At 65.1% G+C, this 20,395-nt stretch carries 19 protein-coding genes and 2 tRNA genes; 10 read left to right on the top strand and 11 right to left on the bottom strand.

Annotated features, from left to right (window positions below):
- Nucleotides 1–120: 120 nt before the first annotated feature.
- Together MTBLM5_RS11290 and MTBLM5_RS11285 are read left to right on the top strand one after the other, a co-directional pair.
- Nucleotides 121–915: an undecaprenyl-diphosphate phosphatase gene (locus tag MTBLM5_RS11290; RefSeq protein ID WP_173976220.1), complete on the top strand. Its 795-nt coding sequence runs from the start codon at nucleotides 121–123 to the stop codon at nucleotides 913–915.
- Between the two features lie 194 nt (nucleotides 916–1,109).
- On the top strand, nucleotides 1,110–1,508 hold the full coding sequence (locus MTBLM5_RS11285) for a hypothetical protein (protein WP_173976219.1): 399 nt from the start codon (nucleotides 1,110–1,112) through the stop codon (nucleotides 1,506–1,508).
- Between the two features lie 210 nt (nucleotides 1,509–1,718).
- Here MTBLM5_RS11285 and MTBLM5_RS11280 read toward each other — a convergent pair whose 3' ends face one another.
- Nucleotides 1,719–3,050: a globin-coupled sensor protein gene (locus MTBLM5_RS11280; RefSeq protein WP_173976218.1), complete on the bottom strand. Its 1,332-nt coding sequence runs from the start codon at nucleotides 3,048–3,050 to the stop codon at nucleotides 1,719–1,721.
- A 229-nt stretch (nucleotides 3,051–3,279) separates the two neighbouring features.
- On the opposite strand from MTBLM5_RS11280, the gene MTBLM5_RS11275 reads away from it, so the two are divergent.
- The 7 genes from MTBLM5_RS11275 (at nucleotide 3,280) to MTBLM5_RS11245 (ending at nucleotide 10,166) form a co-directional block, all read left to right on the top strand.
- Nucleotides 3,280–3,364 (top strand) — tRNA-Leu (locus MTBLM5_RS11275).
- A gap of 75 nt (nucleotides 3,365–3,439) precedes the next feature.
- Nucleotides 3,440–4,834 carry a trigger factor gene (gene tig / locus MTBLM5_RS11270; RefSeq protein ID WP_173976217.1) on the top strand — a complete coding sequence of 465 codons (1,395 nt, stop codon included), beginning with the start codon at nucleotides 3,440–3,442 and terminating at the stop codon, nucleotides 4,832–4,834.
- 143 nt (nucleotides 4,835–4,977) lie between these two features.
- Nucleotides 4,978–5,631 carry an ATP-dependent Clp endopeptidase proteolytic subunit ClpP gene (gene clpP / locus MTBLM5_RS11265; protein WP_068502824.1) on the top strand — a complete coding sequence of 218 codons (654 nt, stop codon included), beginning with the start codon at nucleotides 4,978–4,980 and terminating at the stop codon, nucleotides 5,629–5,631.
- A 125-nt stretch (nucleotides 5,632–5,756) separates the two neighbouring features.
- Nucleotides 5,757–7,022, top strand: a complete 1,266-nt coding sequence (clpX, locus tag MTBLM5_RS11260) for an ATP-dependent Clp protease ATP-binding subunit ClpX (protein WP_173976216.1) — start codon at nucleotides 5,757–5,759, stop codon at nucleotides 7,020–7,022.
- Nucleotides 7,023–7,149: 127 nt separating this feature from the next.
- On the top strand, nucleotides 7,150–9,558 hold the full coding sequence (gene lon / locus MTBLM5_RS11255) for an endopeptidase La (protein WP_173976215.1): 2,409 nt from the start codon (nucleotides 7,150–7,152) through the stop codon (nucleotides 9,556–9,558).
- Nucleotides 9,559–9,762: 204 nt separating this feature from the next.
- The gene (locus tag MTBLM5_RS11250) at nucleotides 9,763–10,035 is read left to right on the top strand and encodes an HU family DNA-binding protein (RefSeq protein ID WP_068502764.1); all 273 of its coding nucleotides are present in this window, start codon (nucleotides 9,763–9,765) and stop codon (nucleotides 10,033–10,035) included.
- A 56-nt stretch (nucleotides 10,036–10,091) separates the two neighbouring features.
- Nucleotides 10,092–10,166 (top strand) — tRNA-Val (locus MTBLM5_RS11245).
- Here the strand turns inward: MTBLM5_RS11245 and MTBLM5_RS11240 are convergent.
- The 10 genes from MTBLM5_RS11240 to MTBLM5_RS11195 all read right to left on the bottom strand — a co-directional run bounded on the left by MTBLM5_RS11240 (nucleotide 10,154) and on the right by MTBLM5_RS11195 (nucleotide 18,523).
- The gene (locus MTBLM5_RS11240; RefSeq protein ID WP_173976214.1) at nucleotides 10,154–10,531 is read right to left on the bottom strand and encodes a TfoX/Sxy family protein; all 378 of its coding nucleotides are present in this window, start codon (nucleotides 10,529–10,531) and stop codon (nucleotides 10,154–10,156) included. The two genes, MTBLM5_RS11245 and MTBLM5_RS11240, sit on opposite strands and share 13 nt — an antisense overlap.
- Nucleotides 10,528–11,202 (bottom strand): ABC transporter ATP-binding protein, encoded by a 675-nt coding sequence (locus MTBLM5_RS11235; protein WP_173976213.1) that lies wholly within the window; start codon nucleotides 11,200–11,202, stop codon nucleotides 10,528–10,530. The genes MTBLM5_RS11240 and MTBLM5_RS11235 overlap by 4 nt, the downstream gene beginning before the upstream one ends.
- Nucleotides 11,199–12,446, bottom strand: a complete 1,248-nt coding sequence (locus tag MTBLM5_RS11230) for an ABC transporter permease (RefSeq protein ID WP_173976212.1) — start codon at nucleotides 12,444–12,446, stop codon at nucleotides 11,199–11,201. The genes MTBLM5_RS11235 and MTBLM5_RS11230 overlap by 4 nt, the downstream gene beginning before the upstream one ends.
- A gap of 4 nt (nucleotides 12,447–12,450) precedes the next feature.
- Nucleotides 12,451–13,419 (bottom strand): efflux RND transporter periplasmic adaptor subunit, encoded by a 969-nt coding sequence (locus tag MTBLM5_RS11225; RefSeq protein WP_254431004.1) that lies wholly within the window; start codon nucleotides 13,417–13,419, stop codon nucleotides 12,451–12,453.
- 91 nt (nucleotides 13,420–13,510) lie between these two features.
- On the bottom strand, nucleotides 13,511–14,023 hold the full coding sequence (locus MTBLM5_RS18740) for a hypothetical protein (RefSeq protein WP_217425016.1): 513 nt from the start codon (nucleotides 14,021–14,023) through the stop codon (nucleotides 13,511–13,513).
- A gap of 9 nt (nucleotides 14,024–14,032) precedes the next feature.
- A complete protein-coding gene (gene bioA / locus MTBLM5_RS11215) occupies nucleotides 14,033–15,343 on the bottom strand; it encodes an adenosylmethionine--8-amino-7-oxononanoate transaminase (protein ID WP_173976210.1) in 1,311 nt (436 codons plus the stop codon).
- Nucleotides 15,344–15,958 (bottom strand): dethiobiotin synthase, encoded by a 615-nt coding sequence (gene bioD, locus MTBLM5_RS11210; protein ID WP_173976209.1) that lies wholly within the window; start codon nucleotides 15,956–15,958, stop codon nucleotides 15,344–15,346.
- Between the two features lie 3 nt (nucleotides 15,959–15,961).
- Entirely contained in the window at nucleotides 15,962–16,702 is a 741-nt protein-coding gene (locus MTBLM5_RS11205) for a methyltransferase domain-containing protein (protein ID WP_173976208.1), read from the bottom strand.
- A 13-nt stretch (nucleotides 16,703–16,715) separates the two neighbouring features.
- Nucleotides 16,716–17,348, bottom strand: a complete 633-nt coding sequence (locus MTBLM5_RS11200; RefSeq protein ID WP_173976207.1) for an alpha/beta fold hydrolase — start codon at nucleotides 17,346–17,348, stop codon at nucleotides 16,716–16,718.
- Nucleotides 17,345–18,523, bottom strand: a complete 1,179-nt coding sequence (locus MTBLM5_RS11195; protein ID WP_173976206.1) for an aminotransferase class I/II-fold pyridoxal phosphate-dependent enzyme — start codon at nucleotides 18,521–18,523, stop codon at nucleotides 17,345–17,347. Before MTBLM5_RS11195 ends, MTBLM5_RS11200 begins: the two co-directional genes overlap by 4 nt.
- Nucleotides 18,524–18,647: 124 nt before the next feature.
- Here MTBLM5_RS11195 and bioB point away from each other — a divergent pair, with 124 nt between their 5' ends.
- Nucleotides 18,648–19,619, top strand: a complete 972-nt coding sequence (gene bioB / locus MTBLM5_RS11190) for a biotin synthase BioB (RefSeq protein ID WP_173976205.1) — start codon at nucleotides 18,648–18,650, stop codon at nucleotides 19,617–19,619.
- Nucleotides 19,620–20,395: the final 776 nt, after the last annotated feature.

Genomic DNA, 20,395 nt, shown 5'->3' with positions numbered 1-20,395 from the left:
GAAACCCTCTTGCGACGAGAAAACGGTGCCAAGGATTTAACCCAAGCGGCGGGCGGTTGCACGCGCTAACCGGCACGGGCATGATCCGCCGTCAACGACCAACGGAGCCCGCTTTCCACCATGGATATCATCTTGCAAGCCCTGCTGCTGGGAATCGTCGAGGGACTGACCGAGTTCCTGCCGGTATCCTCGACCGGTCACCTGATCCTGATCGGCGACCTGCTGGGCTTCCGGGGGCCGCCCGGCAAGGCGTTCGAGATCGTCATCCAGCTGGGCGCCATCGGCGCGGTGTGCGTGGTCTATTGGCAACGCCTTTGGGGGGCGGCGGTGGGTATCGGCCGCGACCAGGCGGCCACCGCCTTCGTGCGCAACATCCTGGTCGGCTTCCTGCCGGCCATGGCCATCGGCGTGGTCGCCTACAAGCATATCCGGGCGTTGCTGGATTCGCCGGTGGTGGTGGCGGTGGCGCTGGTGGTGGGCGGCGTGCTGATCTTGGTGCTGGAACGGATCAACAAGCATCCGCGTCACCACGCCGTCGAGGATTTCCCCCTGCCGCTGGCCCTGAAGATCGGCTTCTTCCAGTGCATCGCCATGATTCCGGGCGTGTCGCGCTCGGGCGCGACCATCATGGGGGCGATGCTGGTGGGCGTCGACCGCAAGGCGGCAGCCGAGTTCTCGTTCTTCCTGGCCATCCCCACCATGCTGGGGGCGACGGCTTATTCGATCTACAAGAACCGCGCCGATTTGACTTTCGACAATGTCGGGCTGATCGCCTTGGGCTTCGTCGCCGCCTTCCTGACCGCCCTGGTGGTGGTCAAGGGCGCCATCGCCTTCATCAGCCGCCACGGCTTCGCGCCGTTCGCCTGGTACCGCATCTTCTTCGGTACGGTCATGCTGGTTCTGCTGCTGAAATAAAATAAGGGGCCGCGACGGATCGAGAGCCGTTGGGACTAAGTGTGTTTCGCGGTTAGCTGTATCACCCTCGGAGTTCGACGCTGGCTTCTTCTTCTTCTTGGTGCCCACCGCCATCGATTGAAAATTGGATTCAGCCCTTTGCATCGGGTTGTGTCCATCCTATGCTGGCGGCTCGGCAATCAGGGGGGCTGAAGATGCGGGCGCTTTATATTGCTGTGGGGATTGGGGTGATGGCGGCGCCTGCTTCCGCCCAGCAGCAAGGTCCCGACATTCTGACCATCTGGGACCAGTTCTCGGTTTCCAACACAATCGCCAGCAAGTGTGTGAAGCCTGAGGAGGACAAGCTCACCAAATTTTTGGTGAACTTTCAGATCGTCACCATAAATGCGTCCCTTCGGATACAACAGCTGCGCCCTGATTGGACGCCCGAGCGGATCGACCAGGCGATGAAGGAACGCTATGGCCAGATCGACAAATCAATGGCGGCAGTCATTGCGCAGGAGACCTGTGAAGGCCCAAAGGTGAAAGAGGCGCTGCGGAGGTTCGATTTCCAAGCGGGGATCGATTTCACTGGGGCCAACAAGCCGAAGTAGCCTTCCGACGCGCAGGACCTCAACAACCTCGAAAGACTATTTCGGCAGTTGCGGGTCCGCCGCAGCCAGCCGGCTGACTGCGGCGACCATGCCAAGAGTGGCCCAGGGTGCTCCCCTTTCCGTTCGGCTACGCGCGAACCCCGCTTAGGTTGCCACACCTAGTCCCAACGCCTCTCGACGGATCGCGGCCCCTTCGTCTTTCGCGCGGGCTCAGCCTTCGCGGATGCCGCGGACGAACTGGTCGACCTGGCTTTCCAGCACGGCGGCGTTCTTCGACAGGTCGCTGGCCGAGGACAGAACCTCGCGGGCGGCGTTGCCGGTTTCGTAGGCGGCGGCCGAGACCCGCGCGATGGTGCCGGTCACTTCCTGGGTGCCCTGCGCCGCCTGCGAGACGTTGCGGGCGATTTCCTGGGTGGCGGCACCTTGTTCCTCGACGGCGGCGGCGATCGAGCCGGCGATGTCGTTGATCTCGCCGATGGTCCGCGCGATGCCGCCGATGGCGTTGACGGCGTCGCGGGTGGCGTTCTGCACCGCGGCGATCTGGGCGCCGATTTCCTGGGTGGCGCGCGCCGTCTGGGTGGCCAGGCTTTTCACTTCGTGGGCGACCACGGCGAAGCCCTTGCCGGCCTCACCGGCCCTGGCCGCTTCGATGGTGGCGTTCAAGGCCAGAAGGTTGGTTTGGCTGGCGATGTCGTTGATCAACTTGACCACCTGGCCGATCTTGGCCGCGGCCTCGGCCAGGCTTTGCACCATGTCGTTGGTGCGGTTGGCCTCGTCCATGGCGCCCGAGGCGATGCTGGCCGATGTCGAGACCTGGCGGCTGATTTCCGAGATCGACGACGACAATTCCTCGGCCGCCGCGGCGACGGTCTGGATGTTGGTGGTGGCTTCTTCGGCGGCCGCCGCGACGGTGGTCGACTGGGCCGAGGTCTCCTCGGCATTGCCGGCCATGGTCTGGGCGATCGCCTCCATCTGGGTGGCGGCCGAGGCGACCTGCTGCACCACGCCCTTGACGTCGCGCTCGAAGGCATCGGCCTTGGCGCCCAGCTCGCGGGCAATGATCGCGGCGGTGTTGGTCTCGATATAGACCGAGGTGGCCAGGTCCATGTCCAGGAACGCCGCCTTGTTGACGGCGGTCAGCACGCGGGCGGCCTGCTCGGGGCGCTTGCGGTAGACCTCGGCCACCAGACCGAACACCATGTTCAACACGAAGCAATAGCCGGCGGTGTACCAACGGGGTTCCAGGCCGACGCGCTGGTGGATCTGGCCGATCTCGGTGACCTTGGCGAAATAGGTATCGTCGAAATTGCCGGCGAACACCGAATCCATCCAATGCTTCTTCTGCATGGCCTTGGCGTGGGTGATGCGGGCCGGATCGGGAAACTTGGCGGCGGTGGCGGCATTGGCCATCACGTGACGATAGAATTCGTCCAGCACGCCATCGACATGCTTGGCCAAGACGTCGCGGAACTCACGCAGAGTGCGGCACGTCTCGTCATCGATCTTCAGGAAGGCCAAGCGGCCGGCGCGGTCCAGATCCATAATTCATCCCCCGATCACTTCATGTGCCGATAGCGGATCTTTCCCCAAGTCCGATCGACATTGCGGCGAAGGTAGCATCAGAGGATTCTCGACACTAGTTGTTTTGAACCGATTCCAAGCATGAATGGCAGGTGTTTTTTTGGGTGTCTAAGCCCTGTCACAGGCGCTTCGAACGTGCTATAGACACCGCTTCCGGCGGGCTGGCCATTGGCTGGCGCGCGCATTCGGCGCGGGCGTGGCGGAACTGGTAGACGCACTGGATTTAGGTTCCAGCGGCTTAGGCCATGGGGGTTCAAGTCCCTTCGCCCGCACCAGTGAGCGCGAAAACCCGCGACCCAAGGCGGTGCTGCCGGAGTTTGTGAAACGATTGGATCGATTGGCGACAAGTGATGCAGGTAACCGAGACCAATGCTGACGGCCTGAAGCGCGAATTCAAGGTCGTCGTTCCCGCGGGGCAGATTGAGACGCGCACCCAGGATCGGCTGGCGGAGATCGCCAAGACGGTGAAGCTTCCGGGCTTCCGCCCCGGCAAGGTGCCGATGAAGATCGTGCGGCAGAAATACGCCGCCGCCATCATGGGCGAAGTGCTGGAAACCGCCGTCAATGACGGCGTGCAGTCGGCCATCGGCGAGCGCAATTTGCGCCCGGCCATGCAGCCCAAGGTCGAGATCACCTCGTATGCCGAGGGCACCGACCTGGAATTCGCGGTGTCGCTGGAAGTGCTGCCCGACATCACCCCGATGGACTTCTCGACCATCACCCTGGAACGCGAGAAGGCCGAGATTCCCGCCGACGAGGTCGACGAGACCCTGAAGAACCTGGCCCAGCGCCACGAGGCCAGCGAGCCGGTCAAGCGCGCCGCCAAGGATGGGGACATCGTGGTGATCGACTTCCTGGGCAAGCAGGACGGAATCGCTTTCCCGGGTGGTTCGGCCGAGGATTACCAGCTGAAGCTGGGCTCGGGCACCTTCATCCCCGGCTTCGAAGAGCAGCTGGTCGGCAAGAAGGCCGGCGAGGCGACCGTGGTGTCGGTCAGCTTCCCCGAGGGCTACGGCAATGCCGAGCTGGCCGGCAAGCCGGCCGAGTTCGAGGTCACCGTCAAGGAAGTCCGCGCCGCCAAGGCCGCCGACATCGACGATGACCTGGCCAAGAAGGTCGGCCTGGACAGCCTGGACGCCCTGAAGACCGCGATCACCGACGAAATCGGCCGCGAGCTGAACGCCATGGGCCGCGCCAAGGTCAAGCGCAAGCTGCTGGACGCCCTGGCCGCCGGCCATGACTTCCAGGTGCCGAGCCAGATGGTCGAGCAGGAGTTCGAGGCGATCTGGAAGCAGATCAGCCAGGACCGCGAGCAGGGCCGCGTCGATCCCTCGGACGAGGGCAAGGACGAGGACACCCTGAAGGCCGATTACCGCGCGCTGGCCGAACGCCGCGTGCGCCTGGGCCTGCTGCTGGCCGATGTCGGTCAGAAGAACCAGATCACCGTCACCCAGGACGACCTGAACAAGGCCCTGATCGAGGAAGCGCGCCGCTATCCCGGTCAGGAACACCTGGTGTTCCAGTACTACAAGAGCAACCAGGAGGCCCTGAACGGCCTGCGCGCGCCGATCTTCGAGGATAAGGTCATCGACTTCATCCTGGAACTGGCCAAGGTGACCGACGTGCCGGTGTCGGCCGCCGACCTGCGCAAGGACCCCGACGAGGCCGCTCCGGCCGCCGAGGCCGAGGCCAAGCCGAAGAAGAAGGCCGCTCCGAAGAAGAAGGCCGCCGAAAAGGCGGAATAAGGCCTAGGGAGCGCTTCTTTTAAGGAAGCGCCTCTCTTGCGCTCGGGGGATTTCCCCCCCATTCTATGGCGGCGCGGGTTTCGACCCGCGCCCCATTCATTTCCGGCGCCGCCATCCGCCAAGAACGTCAAGAAGGAAAGACCATGCGAGAGAGAGATCCTATCGACCTCTACATGAACACCCTGGTCCCGATGGTGGTCGAGCAGACCAATCGTGGCGAACGCGCCTACGACATCTATTCCCGTCTGCTGAAGGAACGCATCATCTTCCTGACCGGTCAGGTGTTCGACGAGATGTCGAGCCTGATCTGTGCTCAGCTGTTGTTCCTGGAATCGGAAAACCCGACCAAGGACATCGCGCTTTACATCAACTCGCCGGGTGGCGTGGTCACCTCGGGCCTGGCGATGTACGACACCATGCAATATATCCGCCCGGAAGTGTCGACGGTGTGCCTGGGCCAGGCGGCCTCGATGGGCTCGCTGCTGCTGACCGCCGGTGCCAAGGGCAAGCGTTTCGCCCTGCCCAACGCCCGCATCATGGTGCACCAGCCGTCGGGCGGCTTCCAGGGCCAGGCCACCGACATCGAGATCCATGCCCGCGAAATCCTGTCGATCCGCGCGCGTCTGAACAATATCTACGTCCAGCACACCGGCCAGCCGCTCGAGGTGATCGAGCAGGCCATGGAACGCGACAAGTTCATGACCGCCACCGATGCCAAGGAATTCGGGCTGATCGACGAAGTGGTGAGCTCCCGCCCGGCTGTGGGCGAGGATGATGCGCCGAAGTCGGAAGGCTGATCTCCGGTCCATACCGTATTCCCGGGCCGGCGCCGGTGGCGTCGGCGGGATTTTCGTTGTCTGCGGCGGGCGCAAGCGGCTAACATGAGCTGTTAAAGCCCTGCCGCTGTCTTAAGGGAGCATCGATGAGCAAGTCCACGAGCGGCGATTCCAAGAACACCCTGTACTGCTCGTTCTGCGGAAAGAGCCAGCACGAGGTGCGCAAGCTGATCGCCGGGCCGACCGTCTTCATCTGTGATGAATGCGTCGAGCTTTGCATGGACATCATCCGCGAAGAGCACAAGACCACGCTGGTCCGTTCGCGTGACGGAGTCCCCACGCCCAAAGACATCCGTACCGTCCTCGACGATTACGTGATCGGGCAGGAACATGCCAAGAAGGTGCTGTCGGTAGCGGTGCACAACCACTACAAGCGCCTGCAGCATGGCGCCAAAGGCAACGAGGTCGAGATCGCCAAGTCCAACATCTTGCTGATCGGCCCGACCGGCTGCGGCAAGACCCTGTTGGCCCAGACTTTGGCGCGCATCCTCGACGTGCCGTTCACCATGGCCGATGCCACTACCCTGACCGAGGCCGGCTATGTCGGCGAGGATGTGGAAAACATCATCCTCAAGCTGCTGCAGGCGGCCGAGTACAATGTCGAGCGCGCCCAGCGCGGCATCGTCTATATCGACGAGGTCGACAAGATCAGCCGCAAGTCCGACAACCCGTCCATCACCCGCGACGTGTCGGGCGAGGGCGTGCAGCAGGCCTTGCTGAAGATCATGGAGGGCACGGTGGCCAGCGTTCCGCCCCAGGGCGGCCGCAAGCATCCGCAGCAGGAGTTCCTGCAGGTGGATACCACCAACATCTTGTTCATCTGCGGCGGCGCCTTCGCCGGGCTGGAACGGATCATCGGCAGCCGCGGCAAGGGCTCCTCGATCGGCTTCGGTGCCGAGGTGCGGGGTCCCGATGAACGCCGCACCGGCGAAATCCTGCGCGAGGTCGAGCCCGAGGATCTGCTGAAGTTCGGCCTGATCCCCGAATTCGTTGGTCGTCTGCCGGTGCTGGCCACCCTGGACGATTTGGATGTCGATGCCCTGGTGGAAATCCTGTCCAAGCCGAAGAACGCCCTGGTCAAGCAGTACCAGCGCCTGTTCGAGATGGAGGATACCAAGCTGTCGTTCCAGGACGATGCCCTGGTGTCGATCGCCGACAAGGCCATCGCCAGAAAGACCGGCGCCCGCGGCCTGCGTTCGATCATGGAAGGCATCTTGCTCGACACCATGTTCGATCTGCCGGGCATGGACGGGGTCGAAGAAGTGGTGGTCAACAAGGAAGTGGTCGAAGGCCACGCCCAGCCGCTGTACATCTACTCGGAACGCCGGGAAGACGTGGGGTCCACGGCTTGAACGATCGGGATCAAGGGGGCGAGTTGGCCCCCTTGCTCTTGACGGGTCAGAAAATCCGACCATCTTGTTAACTTAAAGCGATTCTAAATTGGCCCTGGTACCCCGGGCCCCTGACCAAAGAGGCATCATGGTCGATAATCCCCACGGCGACGTCTATCCGGTTCTTCCGCTGCGCGACATCGTCGTTTTCCCGCATATGATCGTCCCCTTGTTCGTCGGCCGCGAGAAGTCGGTCCGCGCGCTGGAAGACGTGATGCGCGAGGACAAGCAGATCTTGCTGGTGGCGCAGAAGAACGCCGCCCAGGACGAGCCCACCACCGACGACATCTACGGTGTCGGCACCGTTTCCACCGTGCTGCAATTGCTGAAGCTGCCCGACGGCACCGTCAAGGTGCTGGTCGAGGGCGGCAAGCGCGCCAAGATCACCGGCTTCACCGACAATGATTCCTTCTTCCAGGCCATCGCCGAGGTCCAAGAGGACCGCGTCGGCGAGACCCAGGAGCTCGAGGCGCTGTCGCGCTCGGTGGTCGGCCAGTTCGAGCAGTACATCAAGCTCAACAAGAAGATTCCGCCGGAAGTGCTGGTGTCGGTCAACCAGATCGAGGACCCTGGCAAGCTGGCCGACACGGTGGCCTCGCACCTGTCCTTGAAGATCGCCGAGAAGCAGGAACTCCTGGAACTGGAAACCATCGCCGAGCGGCTCGAGCGCGTCTATTCCTACATGGAAGGCGAGATCGGGGTCCTGCAGGTCGAGAAGAAGATCCGCAACCGCGTCAAGCGGCAGATGGAGAAGACCCAGCGCGAGTATTACCTGAACGAGCAGCTGAAGGCGATCCAGAAGGAACTGGGCGAGGGCGACGACGGCAAGGACGAAGCGGCCGAGCTGGAAGAGCGGATCGCCAAGACCCGCCTGTCCAAGGAAGCCCGCGAAAAGGCCATGGCCGAGCTGAAGAAGCTGAAGTCCATGAGCCCGATGTCGGCGGAAGCGACCGTGGTGCGCAACTATCTCGACTGGATCTTGTCGATTCCGTGGAAGAAGCGGACCAAGGTCAAGAAGGACATCAACCTCGCCAAGCGCATCCTGAACGCCCAGCATTACGGTCTGGACAAGGTCAAGGAACGCATCCTGGAATATCTTGCGGTGCAGACCCGCACCGAGAAGGTCAAGGGCCCGATCCTGTGCCTGGTCGGCCCGCCCGGCGTGGGCAAGACCAGCTTGGGCAAGTCCATCGCCGAGGCGACGGGGCGCAATTTCGTGCGCATGAGCCTGGGCGGCGTCCGGGACGAGGCCGAGGTGCGCGGCCACCGCCGCACCTATATCGGCTCGATGCCCGGCAAGGTCATCCAGGGCATGAAGAAGGCCAAGTCGTCGAACCCGCTGTTCTTGCTGGACGAGATCGACAAGCTGGGCGCCGACTGGCGCGGCGACCCGTCCTCGGCTCTCTTGGAGGTGCTGGACCCCGAGCAGAACTCGACCTTCAACGACCATTACCTGGAAGTCGATTACGACCTGTCCGACGTGATGTTCGTCACCACCGCCAACACGCTGCGCATGCCCCAGCCGCTGCTGGACCGCATGGAAACCATCCGTCTGTCGGGCTATACCGAGGACGAGAAGGTGGAGATCGCCAAGCGCCACCTGTTGGAAAAGGTGATGAAGGCGGCCGGCCTGAAGAAGGGCGAATGGTCGGTGTCCGACGACGCCATCCGCGATTTGTGCCGCTATTACACCCGCGAAGCGGGCGTGCGTAACCTGGAACGCGAGCTGGCCAACCTGGCCCGCAAGGCGACCACCGAGATCGTGTCGAAGGGCAAGGCCAAGGTTTCGATCACGCCCCGGAACCTGGAAAAGTATGCCGGCATCCACAAGTTCCGCTTCGGCGAGGCCGAGTTGGAGGACATGGTCGGCGCCGTCACCGGCTTGGCCTGGACCGAGGTCGGCGGCGAGCTGCTGACCATCGAAGCCGTGACCATGCCGGGCAAGGGCAGCTTCGCCCATACCGGCAAGCTGGGCGACGTCATGCAGGAATCGGTGCAAGCCGCCCGGTCCTATGTCCGCTCGCGCTCGGTCGGGCTGGGCATCAAGCCCACCGTGTTCGAGAAGAAGGACATCCACGTCCACGTCCCCGAAGGCGCCACCCCCAAGGATGGCCCGTCGGCGGGTATCGCCATGTGCACGGCCATCGTTTCGGCCATCACCGGCATCGCCGTGCGCAAGGAAGTGGCGATGACCGGCGAGGTCACCCTGCGCGGCCGCGTGCTGGCCATCGGCGGCCTGAAGGAAAAGCTGCTGGCCGCGTTGCGCGGTGGCCTGAAGACCGTGCTGATCCCGCAGGAGAACGAGAAGGACCTGGCCGAGATCCCCGACAACGTCAAGAAGGGGCTGACCATCATCCCGGTCTCGACCGTCGACGAGGTGCTGTCGCACGCTTTGGTCCGCATTCCGGTGCCGATCGAGTGGGAAGAGCCCGAGGAACCGGCCAAGGTTGCCAAGGATGGCGAGAAGACCGAGGTTGGCGTGGTGACTACGCACTAAGGTCTGGACCTTAAGTCTGATGTTTCTTGCCAAGCCGCCGGGGGAAACCCCGGCGGTTTTTGCTTGGAAATGGCGGAAATCCGCCTTTCGCAAGCGCATTCTCGATTGACCTTTGACGAGCGACGCGATTAGACTGCCGTACTTGAATTCCGCGGGCCGATCGTCCGCAGTGGATACCGGATCAGCCAAATAGGGGGGCTTCAGGTGAACAAGAACGATCTCGTGAATGCGGTTGCGGCCAATTCGGGCCTGACCAAGGCCGATTCGGCCAAGGCCATCGACGGTGTGTTTGACGCCATTGCCGGCGCCTTGAAGGGCGGCGACGAAGTTCGTCTGGTTGGCTTCGGCACGTTCTCGGTGTCGGAACGCGCCGCCTCGGAAGGCCGCAATCCGCGTACCGGCGACAAGATCACCATCGCCGCCTCGAAGCAGCCGAAGTTCAAGGCTGGCAAGGGCCTGAAGGACTCGGTGCAGTAAATTCGGATTTTCAGGGATCGCCGGCCGTTGGATCGACGGCCGGCGTCTTTTGTTTCGGGCGGTTAGCTCAGCGGTAGAGCGTCTCGTTTACACCGAGAGGGTCGGGGGTTCGATCCCCTCACTGCCCACCATTCCTCATCCCCGCACGCCGTGCTGCCGCCAGCGCTGTTCGCCCCCAGTCCAGGGCGGTATCGGCGTCATCGACCGCTTCTTCCGGCAGGGTGAAGAAGTTCATCGTCACATCCTTGCCGGTCTTCGGATTGTGCCAGGTGAACGCTTCCGATCCGGCCGCACGGTAATCGTCGGCACTTTCGCCGTCACCTTTCAGATACAGCACCCCGTCCACGATGATGGCGAAGAACAGCTCGCCGCAATAAAGGCCGGCGCCGCCGAACATCCGCTTCAGCCGGATCGGCCCCAGATCCGAGAACAATTCATGTGCCAACTCGGCGGCCGCCTGGTCTTCGGGCGACGGACCCTTGGGCTTGCGGCTCATGGCACGATTCTCCCATCGACCAGATGCACGCGGCGGTCGGCGGTGGCGGCCAGTTCGGCATCGTGGGTGACGACGATGATGGTGCGGTTCTGGTCGCGGGCCAGGGCGCGGAAGGTGTCGAACACCAGATGGGCCGAGGCGGTGTCCAGATTGCCGGTCGGCTCGTCGGCCAGGATCAGGGCCGGGTCGTTGGCCAGGGCGCGGGCGATGGCGGCGCGCTGGCGCTGGCCGCCCGACATCTGTTCCGGCAGTTTGGCGCGGTGCTCGGCCAGGCCCAAACCCTCCAGCAATTCGTCGGCGCGGGCGCGGATGGCTTTTTCCGGCAATGCGCCCAGCCGGCGCATCGGGATGGCGACGTTCTCGGCCGCCGAGAATTCCGGCAGCAGGAAATGGAACTGGAAGACAAAGCCGATGCGGGCCAGCCGCAGGTCGGCCAATGCGTCGCCATCCAGGCCGCCGGTATCGTCGCCTTGCAGCCGCACCGTGCCGGAACTGGGCTTGTCCAACAGGCCCAGCAGATAGAGCAGCGACGATTTGCCCGACCCCGACGGCCCGGTGATGGCGATGAACTCGCCGGCCTGGACCGTCAAATCGATGGCCTCGACCAGGGTCACCGGCACCGGGCCGGGCAGGATGCGGGTCAGGCCACGGGCTTCGATGGCCGGGCTCATGCCGCGCCCCTGACGATATCGACCGGGTTCAGGCGGCTGGCGCGCCGGGCCGGCAGCCAGGCGGCGAAGGTCGAGGCGAAGATAGCCATGGCGCCTGAGATCACATAATGCTTGGGCGTGCGGTACAGCACGAAGCCCTGGGCGCGGACGAAGCCTTCCAGATTGAAGCGCAACGACGCCATGAACTCGACGATGGCATAGCCCAAGGCCCAGCCGATCAGCATGCCGACGATGCCGACGATCAGCCCTTCATAGACGAAGATGCGGCGGATATCTTCGTCGCGGAAGCCCATGCTTTTCAGGATGCCGATATCCTTGGTCTTCTCGAACACCACCGTCGAGATCACGTTGAAGATGCCGAAACAGGCGACGATCACGATGGCGCCGACGGTCGAATACATGATGGCGTTCTGGATGACGAAGATCGACAAGATGTTCGAGGATTGCTCTTGCCAGCTTTCGGTGCGCCAGCCGAAGCGGGCCTCGATGGCCCGGGCCAGGTCGGCAGCCTGCTCGACATCGTCCAGGCGGATGCGGATACGGTTGATGACGTTGGGGCGGTTTTGCAGCACCTGCGCCTTCTTCATCAGGACATAGGTGTCGTAATTGTCCATCAGCGTGATGCCGCTTCGGAAGATGCCGACCACCTTCATGCGCAGCAGCACGCCCGACGGCGCGATCACCGACACCATGTCGTCCATGCCGATGCCGGCCTTGAGCGCGATGCCCTCGCCGATGATGATGCCGTTGGCGGCGGTATAAAGGCTGTCCAGCGAGCCGGCGATCAGGTCGCGTTCCAGCTTGGTCACCAGCCGCTCGCGGTCGGGCACGATGCCGGTGACGTTGCCCGAGATGTCCTTGGCCCCGAAGCGCAGCAGGATCTGGCCGGCAAGGGTGGGGGCGAGGTGCAGGCCGGGCATTTGTTCCAGCGCGTCGATCAGGGCCCGCGCGCCGCGAAGGCCCCGGACCTCGTCCTTGGGCTTGATGCCGCGCAGTCGCACGGCGGCGTCGGGGAAGGCGGCGAAGACCGGCTGGGGCGGCGGGGTGCGGAATTCGTCCTTGATGGTGATGTGGGGGGCGGCATCGATGATGCGGTTGACGAAGTCGCGCTGGAAGCCCTGCATCATCGAGGCGATGCCGATGAAGAACGCCACCCCCAGCGAGACGCCGACCAGCGAGGTCAGGGTCTGGCGGCGGCGGTGCAGAAGGTGCCGCACGGCGATGGCCAGGCCCAGGGGCGCCATGGCCTTACTCCACCTTGACGCGGTCGCCGGCCTTCAGGCCGGTCGGCGGGGCGGCGATCACAGCGTCGCCTTCCGCCAGGCCGGCCACAACCTCGACCCGGTCGCGGCCGCGAATGCCCAGGCGGACCACGTGCGGCTGGGCCCGGCCGTCCACCACCCGCCACACCGTGCCGTTGGCCGAGATGGCGGTGGCGGGGATCAGCAGGGCGAAGGCCTTCTCGGCGGTGATGATGTTGATCTCGGCGGTCATGCCGATCATGACGGGGGTGTCGTCGGGCAGGCGGACCCGGACCCGAAAGGTCTTGTTGACCGGGTCGCCCTTGGGGGTCAGGCGGTCGACGCGGCCGGTCAAGGCGGCATCGGGGAAGGCGTCGGCCTTGATCAGCACCTTCTGGCCGGGCATCACCAGGGCGATGTCTTCCTCATCGACGTCGGCGGTGATGCGCAAGGGGCGGGCCTCGCCGATCCAGAACAGGGTGGCTTCGGTGCCGACCACCTCGCCCGGTTCGAAGTCGCGGCGCAGCACCACGCCATCGATGGGCGCGGTCACCACCAGGTCGGCCCGGCGCTGGCGGGCGGCGGCGATGGCGGCGGTGACCTGGTTGTACTCGCTGGCGGCCTTCTGTTCGGCCTCGCGGGCCTTGATGCCCTTGTCGGCCAGGGTGCGGGCGCGGCCCATTTCCTCGCGCCAATAGGCGGCGCGGGCTTCCAGTTCCGCCACCTTGGCCGCCGCCTCGCGGTCGTCCAGGCGGGCCAGCTTCTGGCCCTGGGTGACCCGCTCGCCCTCGGCTGCCAGCATCTCGGCGATGCGGCCGACACTCAGCGGTCCGACCTTGGCCCAGCTTTCCGGTTCGACCGTGCCGGTGGCATAGACCGCCTCGACCGCCGGGCCGGGCCGGGCGGTGGCCAGCGCCACCTTGACTGTGCCGTTTTGCAGGTAAAGCCATGCCACCCCGGCGGCGATGACGGCCAAGACCAATACCAGTCGAAGAATGGAAAACGGGCGGCGGACCATGATGTTTTCAGCATACACGAAAGGTTCTGGCGTGCCACGGTGGCGGCGATTACCGGAGGGCGAAAAGTGCCAGCAATGCGGCGGCCAGGCCGGCGGCCAATGCGGCGGCGCCAAGGGGCAGGGGGGATTGTTTCGTTGCGTCCGCTTCGGGTTCGGCAGCGGGGATGATTTCGTCGCCCTCGGGCGTGATCCAAGGCTCCGCGGATGCCGGCGGCAAGCCCGGGCACGACGATGGAACGGGGGCAGGGGCGGGTGTCGCCGTCGGCGCCGGTTCCGGCTCGGGTGTCGGCGCTGTGGTGGGCTCGGGAGTCGGTTCCGGCGTCGGCGCCGGCGTCGGTTCCGGCGTGGGCTCCGGCACAGGCTCTGGCGGCGGATTGGCGCGAATTTCCTGGATATAGGCGATCATCGCCATCGCCTCGGTGTGCGACACCCCGACCGGGCGGTACTGATCCAAGGCCCGCTTGTTGCCGGCCAGCTCGGCCAGACGCTCGTCGGTCAGCGCTTCCAGCGCGTCGCGAAAGTCGTCATCCATGGCGCCGACGATTTCCTCGATGCGCAGCATGGCCCCCTCCTATAGCCGCGACAGGACGAAATCGACCGTGTCCCAGGCGCGATGAAGCTGCGAATCCTCGATGCAATAAGGTGGCAGCAGGTAAAGAACATCGCCCAATGGCCGCATCAGCACGCCGTTTTCCAGGAAGTCCTTCTTTAGCCGGGCGCTGACGGCCGAGCCATAGCCCTGGCCCGGCAGGGTGAAGGCAGCGATGGTGCCGCAAATACGTGGCTGGATCAGGTGCTGGTGGCGGGCCATCAGATCGGGCAGGCGCTGGCGATGGATGGCCTCGATGGCGCGGATGCGGCCCTGGCAATCGGGTGCTTCCAGCAGGTCCAGCGAGGCCAGCCCGGCGGCGCAGCCCAGCGGATTGGCGGTATAGGAATGGCCGTGCAGGAAGGCCTTGGCGATGTCGGGGCCCAGGAAGGCCTGATAGATCTCTTCGCGCGCCACCGTCAGGGACATCGGCAGGAAGCCGCCGGTCAATCCCTTGGACAGGCAGATCAGATCGGGGGTCACGCCGGCCTTGAGGCAGGCGAAATGCGCCCCGGTGCGGCCGAACCCGGTCATCACCTCGTCGAAGATCAGCAAGGTGCCGGCGGCCTGGGCGCGGGCCGCCACCGCCTGCAGGAACTCGGGCCGGCACATCCGCATGCCGGCGGCGCCCTGGATCAGGGGCTCGATGATCAGGGCGGCGATTTGGTCGCGGTTTCGGTCGAAAATCTGGTCCAGCACGGCCAGGGCCTGGGCCTCGCGGGTGGCGGCATCGTCGCCGTCCCAGGTGGCGGGGAAGGGGGCCACCTCGACCGGGAACAGCATGTTCTCCCACGCGCCGAAGAAGCCCGACGAGCGCCCGGCCGACATGGCGCCGACGGTGTCGCCGTGATAGCCGCCGTCAAAGGCGACGAACACCCGGCGGTCGCTTCCCTGGTTGCTCCAATATTGGCGGGCGATCTTCATCGCCACCTCGATGGCGGTCGAGCCGTCGTCGGAAAAGAACACCCGCTCCAGGTCGCCCGGCAGCAGCCGGCAGATGCGGGCGGCCAGCCGGGCCGCCGGTTCGTGGGTGAAGTCGGCGAAGATCACGTGCTCCAGCCGCAGGGCCTGGTCGGCGATGGCCGCCGCGATGGCGGGGTTGCCGTGGCCGTGCAGGTTGACCCACCAGCTGGACACCATGTCCAGATATTCGCGTCCGTCGGCGCCATAGATGGTCGCGCCCTTGGCCCCCAGCGCCAGGATCGGCGGCGGCGCCGTGGCGGCCTGGGTGAAGGGATGCCAGACATGGCGGGAATCCAGCGCCCGCAATTGATCATAGGACAGGGTGGTCATTCAGCTCTCGGGCACAGGGAAGGCCGGCGGCGGCAAGCCGGCGATCACCTTGGCGGTGACGGCCAGCAGCGGCTGCAACTCGGCCAGGATGGGGATGCCGCCGAATTGCTCGATGGCTTGGCGGTTGCCGGGATTTCTTTGGCCGTTCAGCACCACGCCCAGAACAGGAACCCGGCGGCGGCGCAGCAGATCCAGCGTCAGCAAGGTGTGGTTGATGGTGCCAAGCGCCGTGCGAGCCACCACGATAGCCGGCAATTTCAGGCGTTCCATCAGATCGACCATCAAGGCCAGCTCGTTCAGCGGCACCATCACGCCGCCGGCCCCTTCGACCACCAGCGGGCCGGGCACGGCGGGCGGGACCAACGCCGACAGGTCGATGCGGGCCCCTTCGCGCCGCGCCGCCTCGTGCGGCGACAAAGGCGCCTTGAAAAGATAGGCCGGCGGGTGGATGCGGGCGTCGGGGGCCAACTGGGCAACGGTGTCGGAATCGCTGTCCTCGGCGGCGCCGGTCTGGACCGGCTTCCAGTAATCGGCCCGCCAATGCTGGGCCAGCCAGGCCGACACCAGGGTCTTGCCGATGCCGGTATCGGTGCCGGTGACGAAGACGCCTTTCATGGCCTACTCCCGCGACAGAACCGCATGGACCACATGGTAGCTCACTTCGGCCGGCGCACCCATGGCCTTGATCACCTTGCGTAAACTTCCGGGTGACAGCGGGCGATGGCCTTCGGCGGCGACGGTGGCGCCGATGGCCCTTAACGCCGCCAGGAAGGCCGCGCCGTCAGCATGGTTGACAGTGAAGACCTGCGAGGTCAGCCGACAATCGGGCAGCATGACGTGCAGGGCATCCAGGCTGGGGAAGGGGCCGACGCCATCTTCCAGGCCCAGGCGGGCATGGGCCGCCTGCCATTCCCGCAGCGAGCCATAGGCCAGGGTGGAAAAGGCCAGCACGCCGCCGGGGCGCAGGCAGGCGGCCAGGCGCTCGACGGCCTGGGGCAGATCCAGGAACCATTGCGCCGCCAGGTTCGAGACGATCAGGTCGGCGCTATGCGGGGCAAGGTCGGGGTGCTCGCCGTCCATCACCCGATGATCCGCGTCGGGAATGGCGGCGGCGGCGGCCGCGACCATGGCCGGCGACAGGTCGGTCAGCAGCCAGTTTCCGCCGATGGCCGGTTTGAGCAGGCGGGTCAGCAGGCCGGTGCCGCAGCCCACTTCCACCACATCCGGGGCGGCGGCCAGGGGCAAGGCGGCGACCAGATCGGCCAGATGGCGGGCGGCCCTGATTTGCGCCTCGGCCGCCTGGTCGTAGGTGGCGGCGGCCAGGGCGAAGGCGTCGGCGACCTTTCGCTTGCGGCTCATGGCGATTTCGCTTTCATCCCAGGCCGGCGGCGAACAGGCGAATGCGCGATGCCACCCATTCCGGATGGGTCAAGGGCAGCAGATGGCCGGCTTCCTCGACCAGGGTCAGGCGCTCGGGTGGAAAGGAATCGCGGCTCATGGAATCGGGCACGATGGGATCGCGGGCGCCGGCCAGGGCCAGCAGCGGGCAATCCAGGCTGGCCAGCCGGGCGCGCTCGTCGCACGAGCCCAGCCAGGCCAGGGCCGGCCCCAAGGCGGGCGGGCGGATGGAGGACAGGTCGGTGGCCTCGATGCCGCAGCGGGACAGGAATTCGGCGGTGACCTTGTCGGGCTCGCTTTCGAAGCGGGCATGCATGCGCTCGATCAGGCGCGGCGGCTGGCCAGAGATGAAATCCGGCGCCCGGGTGAAGCGGGCGAAGCCGTTGATGGACACCGCGCCGGCCCACGGGCGCTCCAGGTTGGCCAGCGCCCAGGCGAAGCCCATGGAATGGCCGATCACCAGCGGATGATCGACGCGCGGCCGGTGTGGCGCGCCATAAAAGCCCAGATCGACGAAGCTTTTGGCGAAGTCGGGCAGGCGTTCGGCCACCGGCTGCCAGAACGAGGCGTCGAAGCCCCAGCCGTGGACGAAAACGACGGGTCTCAAGGAATCTCTCGCGCCGCTTGGATGGTGGCGTCGATCAGGCGCTCGACATCCTCGTCGCTGTGGGTGGCCGACAGGGCGAAGCGGATGCGTGCGGTCCCGGTCGGCACCGTCGGCGGCCGGATGGCGATGCCCAGCAATCCCTGCTGTTCCAGCCGGGCGGCGACCTTCAGGGTGCGGTCCTCGTCGCCCAGGATGACCGGGACGATCTGGGTGGTCGAGCCGGCGGTGTCCAGGTCGGCGGCGGCAAAGGCCCGGCGCACCTTGTCGGCCAGGGCGGCCAGGCGGGCGCGTTCGGCGCCCAAGGCCGGCACCAGGTCGATGGCGGCGTCGATGGCGCCCAGCACCGCCGGCGGCAGCGCCGTCGAATAGATCAGGCCCGAGGCGCGGTTGACCAGCAGGTCCTTGACCGCCCGCGAACTGGCGACATAGGCGCCGAAGCTGCCCATCGCCTTGGAAAAGGTGCCCATCGACACATCGACATGGGTGCCGACCGACAGGCCGAAGCCGTTGGTGCCCAGGACGCCGGTGGCGTGCGCCTCATCCAGATACAAGAAGGCGTCCCATTCCTCGGCCAGGGCCACCAGACGATCGACGTCGGGGGCGTCGCCATCCATGCTGAACACCGATTCGGTAATAATGAATCGCGGCCCCGGCTCGCGCGCGCTGCGGGCCAGCAATTCGTCCAGATGGGTCATGTCGTTGTGGCGAAAGCGGGTCTGGCGGATGCCGGCCGATTGGCAGCCCATATGCAGGCTGGCATGGTTCAGACGATCGGCGAAGACCAGCGGCTCGGCCCCCCACAACGACTTGTCCAGCAAGGCCGGCAGCACCGAGGCGTTGCATTGCCAGCCCGAGGCCAGCACCAGGGCGGCCTCGACCCCCTTGGCGGCGGCGATCTTCTCCTCGATGGCGGCCAGCGCCGCGGTGTGGCCGGTCACCAGCCGCGAGGCGGCGGCGCCGGCGCCATAACGCTCGGCCCATTGGCGGGCGCGCTCGATCAAGGCCGGATGGCGCGACAGGCCCAGATAATCGTTGGACGAGAAGTTGACCAGCTCGCGCCCGTCGATGCGGATGCGGCCGCCATCCATGGGTTCGACCGCGCGCAAGCTGCGCAGCCGGCCGTCCTGGGCCAGGTCGGCCAGCACGCGGCCGATGGTTTCGTCGAGGTTCCTCATGGGGCGGTGTTCTAGCCCCATTTCGCGGATGTTGCAAAGCCGGTGTTCGCCGCACTATTGTTCGGCCCGCAAGCCAGGGCGATAGCCCTGATTCCAATAGGGTTTTTCGGGAGGTACGGCGGTAATGGCGCAAGCGGCGACGAAGTTGAAGCCAAGCGGCCTCAAGCACGATTGGGAGGTCGAAGAGGTCGAGGCGCTGTATGCCCTGCCGTTCATGGACCTTTTGTTCAAGGCCCACACCATCCATCGCGCCGAATTCGACCCCAACCGCATCCAGATCAGCCGCCTGCTGTCCATCAAGACCGGCGGCTGTCCCGAGGATTGCTCGTATTGTCCGCAATCGGCCCATTACGCCACCGGGCTGGAAAAGGAAAAGCTGCTGGCGGTGGAAGAGGTGATCGCCGCCGCCGCCAAGGCGAAAGAGGAGGGGGCGTCGCGCTTCTGCATGGGGGCGGCCTGGCGCGGCCCCAAGGGCGACGATTTCCAGGTGGCCCTGGCGATGATCGAAGGGGTCAAGGCGCTGGGCATGCAGACCTGCGCCAGCTTCGGCCTGTTGTCGCGCGAACAGGCCCGCCAGCTGAAGGAAGCCGGTCTCGACTATTATAACCACAATCTCGACACCAGCCCCGAGCATTACGAAGAGATCATCTCGACGCGGAACTTCCAGGACCGCCTCGATACCCTGGGCCATGTCCAGGATGCCGGCCTGCATGTCTGCTCGGGCGGCATCGTCGGCATGGGCGAGAAACAGAACGACCGCGCCAAGATGCTGATCGCCCTGGCCAACCTGCCCAAGCACCCGGATTCGGTGCCGATCAACCTGCTGATCCCGATTCCCGGCACGCCCTTGGCCGAAATCGAGCGGCCCGACCCGTTCGATTTCATCCGCACCATCGCGGTGGCCCGCATCATGATGCCAAAATCCTTCGTCCGCCTGTCGGCCGGCCGCGAGGGCATGACCGAGGAGATGCAGGCCCTGTGCTTCTTCGCCGGCGCCAATTCGGTGTTTTGCGGCGAAAAGCTGCTGACCGCCAAGAACGCCGCCCCCGGACAGGACAAAAGCCTGTTCGCCCGCCTGGGTCTGGCGCCGATGTGACGTCCGGTGTGGAACACCGATGTAAAGTCCGGTGTGGGACACCGATGTAAAGTCCGGTTGCCAGATCGGACAAAGCGGAGTAGGGTAACCTTTCGTTCGCACCTGAGCGTCGGCCATGCGCCGAATTCGACGGGTGCGGATCTCCAGAATGCGGCCGGCGACCGCCTCCCTTTCCCGATAACGGAAGGGTGATCCGACGCCACCGCCGCATTTCGGAAGAGTGACGCAAATTTGTAAAAAAGGCTGTTGACGCACCCCGGTTCGGGGCGTAGAAAGCGGCCTCCCCGACGGACCTGGTCCGGCAGGGGCGCCAAGCGAGGAAGTTGATCGGCTCGGCGGGATTGCAGCGAAGGAAACTTCGAGACGGTCCGAAAAAAAACGGTTGACGGAGGGTTTGCCCAAGGGTAGAAACCTCGCCTCCCGAGCGGCCTGGAAGGGCGGTTCGGACAACGCGGAGAGGTCAACGAACTCCGCGGAATTGCTGGGACGGAAAGTTCTGGTGGTTCGAAAAAAAGGGGTTGACGGTGTGGTCGGCACCGAGATATAAGCCGGCCTCCCCTGACGGGGACGGGCTTTAGCGGCGGTGACGCGGCGGGGTCTGACGGAGGCGGAAGTCTCCACGCTCTTTGACAAGTGAAGACGGAATAAGGAAGGGATGCGCAGGCGGCGCCGATCCGAAACCGGATCTGGTTCCGAAATGCGTTATCTCTGAATGCGAAAGCGTTGAGAAGTAAATGTAGTTATGGAACGAGCTCTGTTCCAAGTGTCTTCGGACA

It is taken from the genome of Magnetospirillum sp. LM-5 (assembly GCF_902729445.1).
GTDB lineage: Bacteria > Pseudomonadota > Alphaproteobacteria > Rhodospirillales > Magnetospirillaceae > Magnetospirillum.
This window is presented reverse-complemented; position numbering and strand designations above follow the sequence as displayed.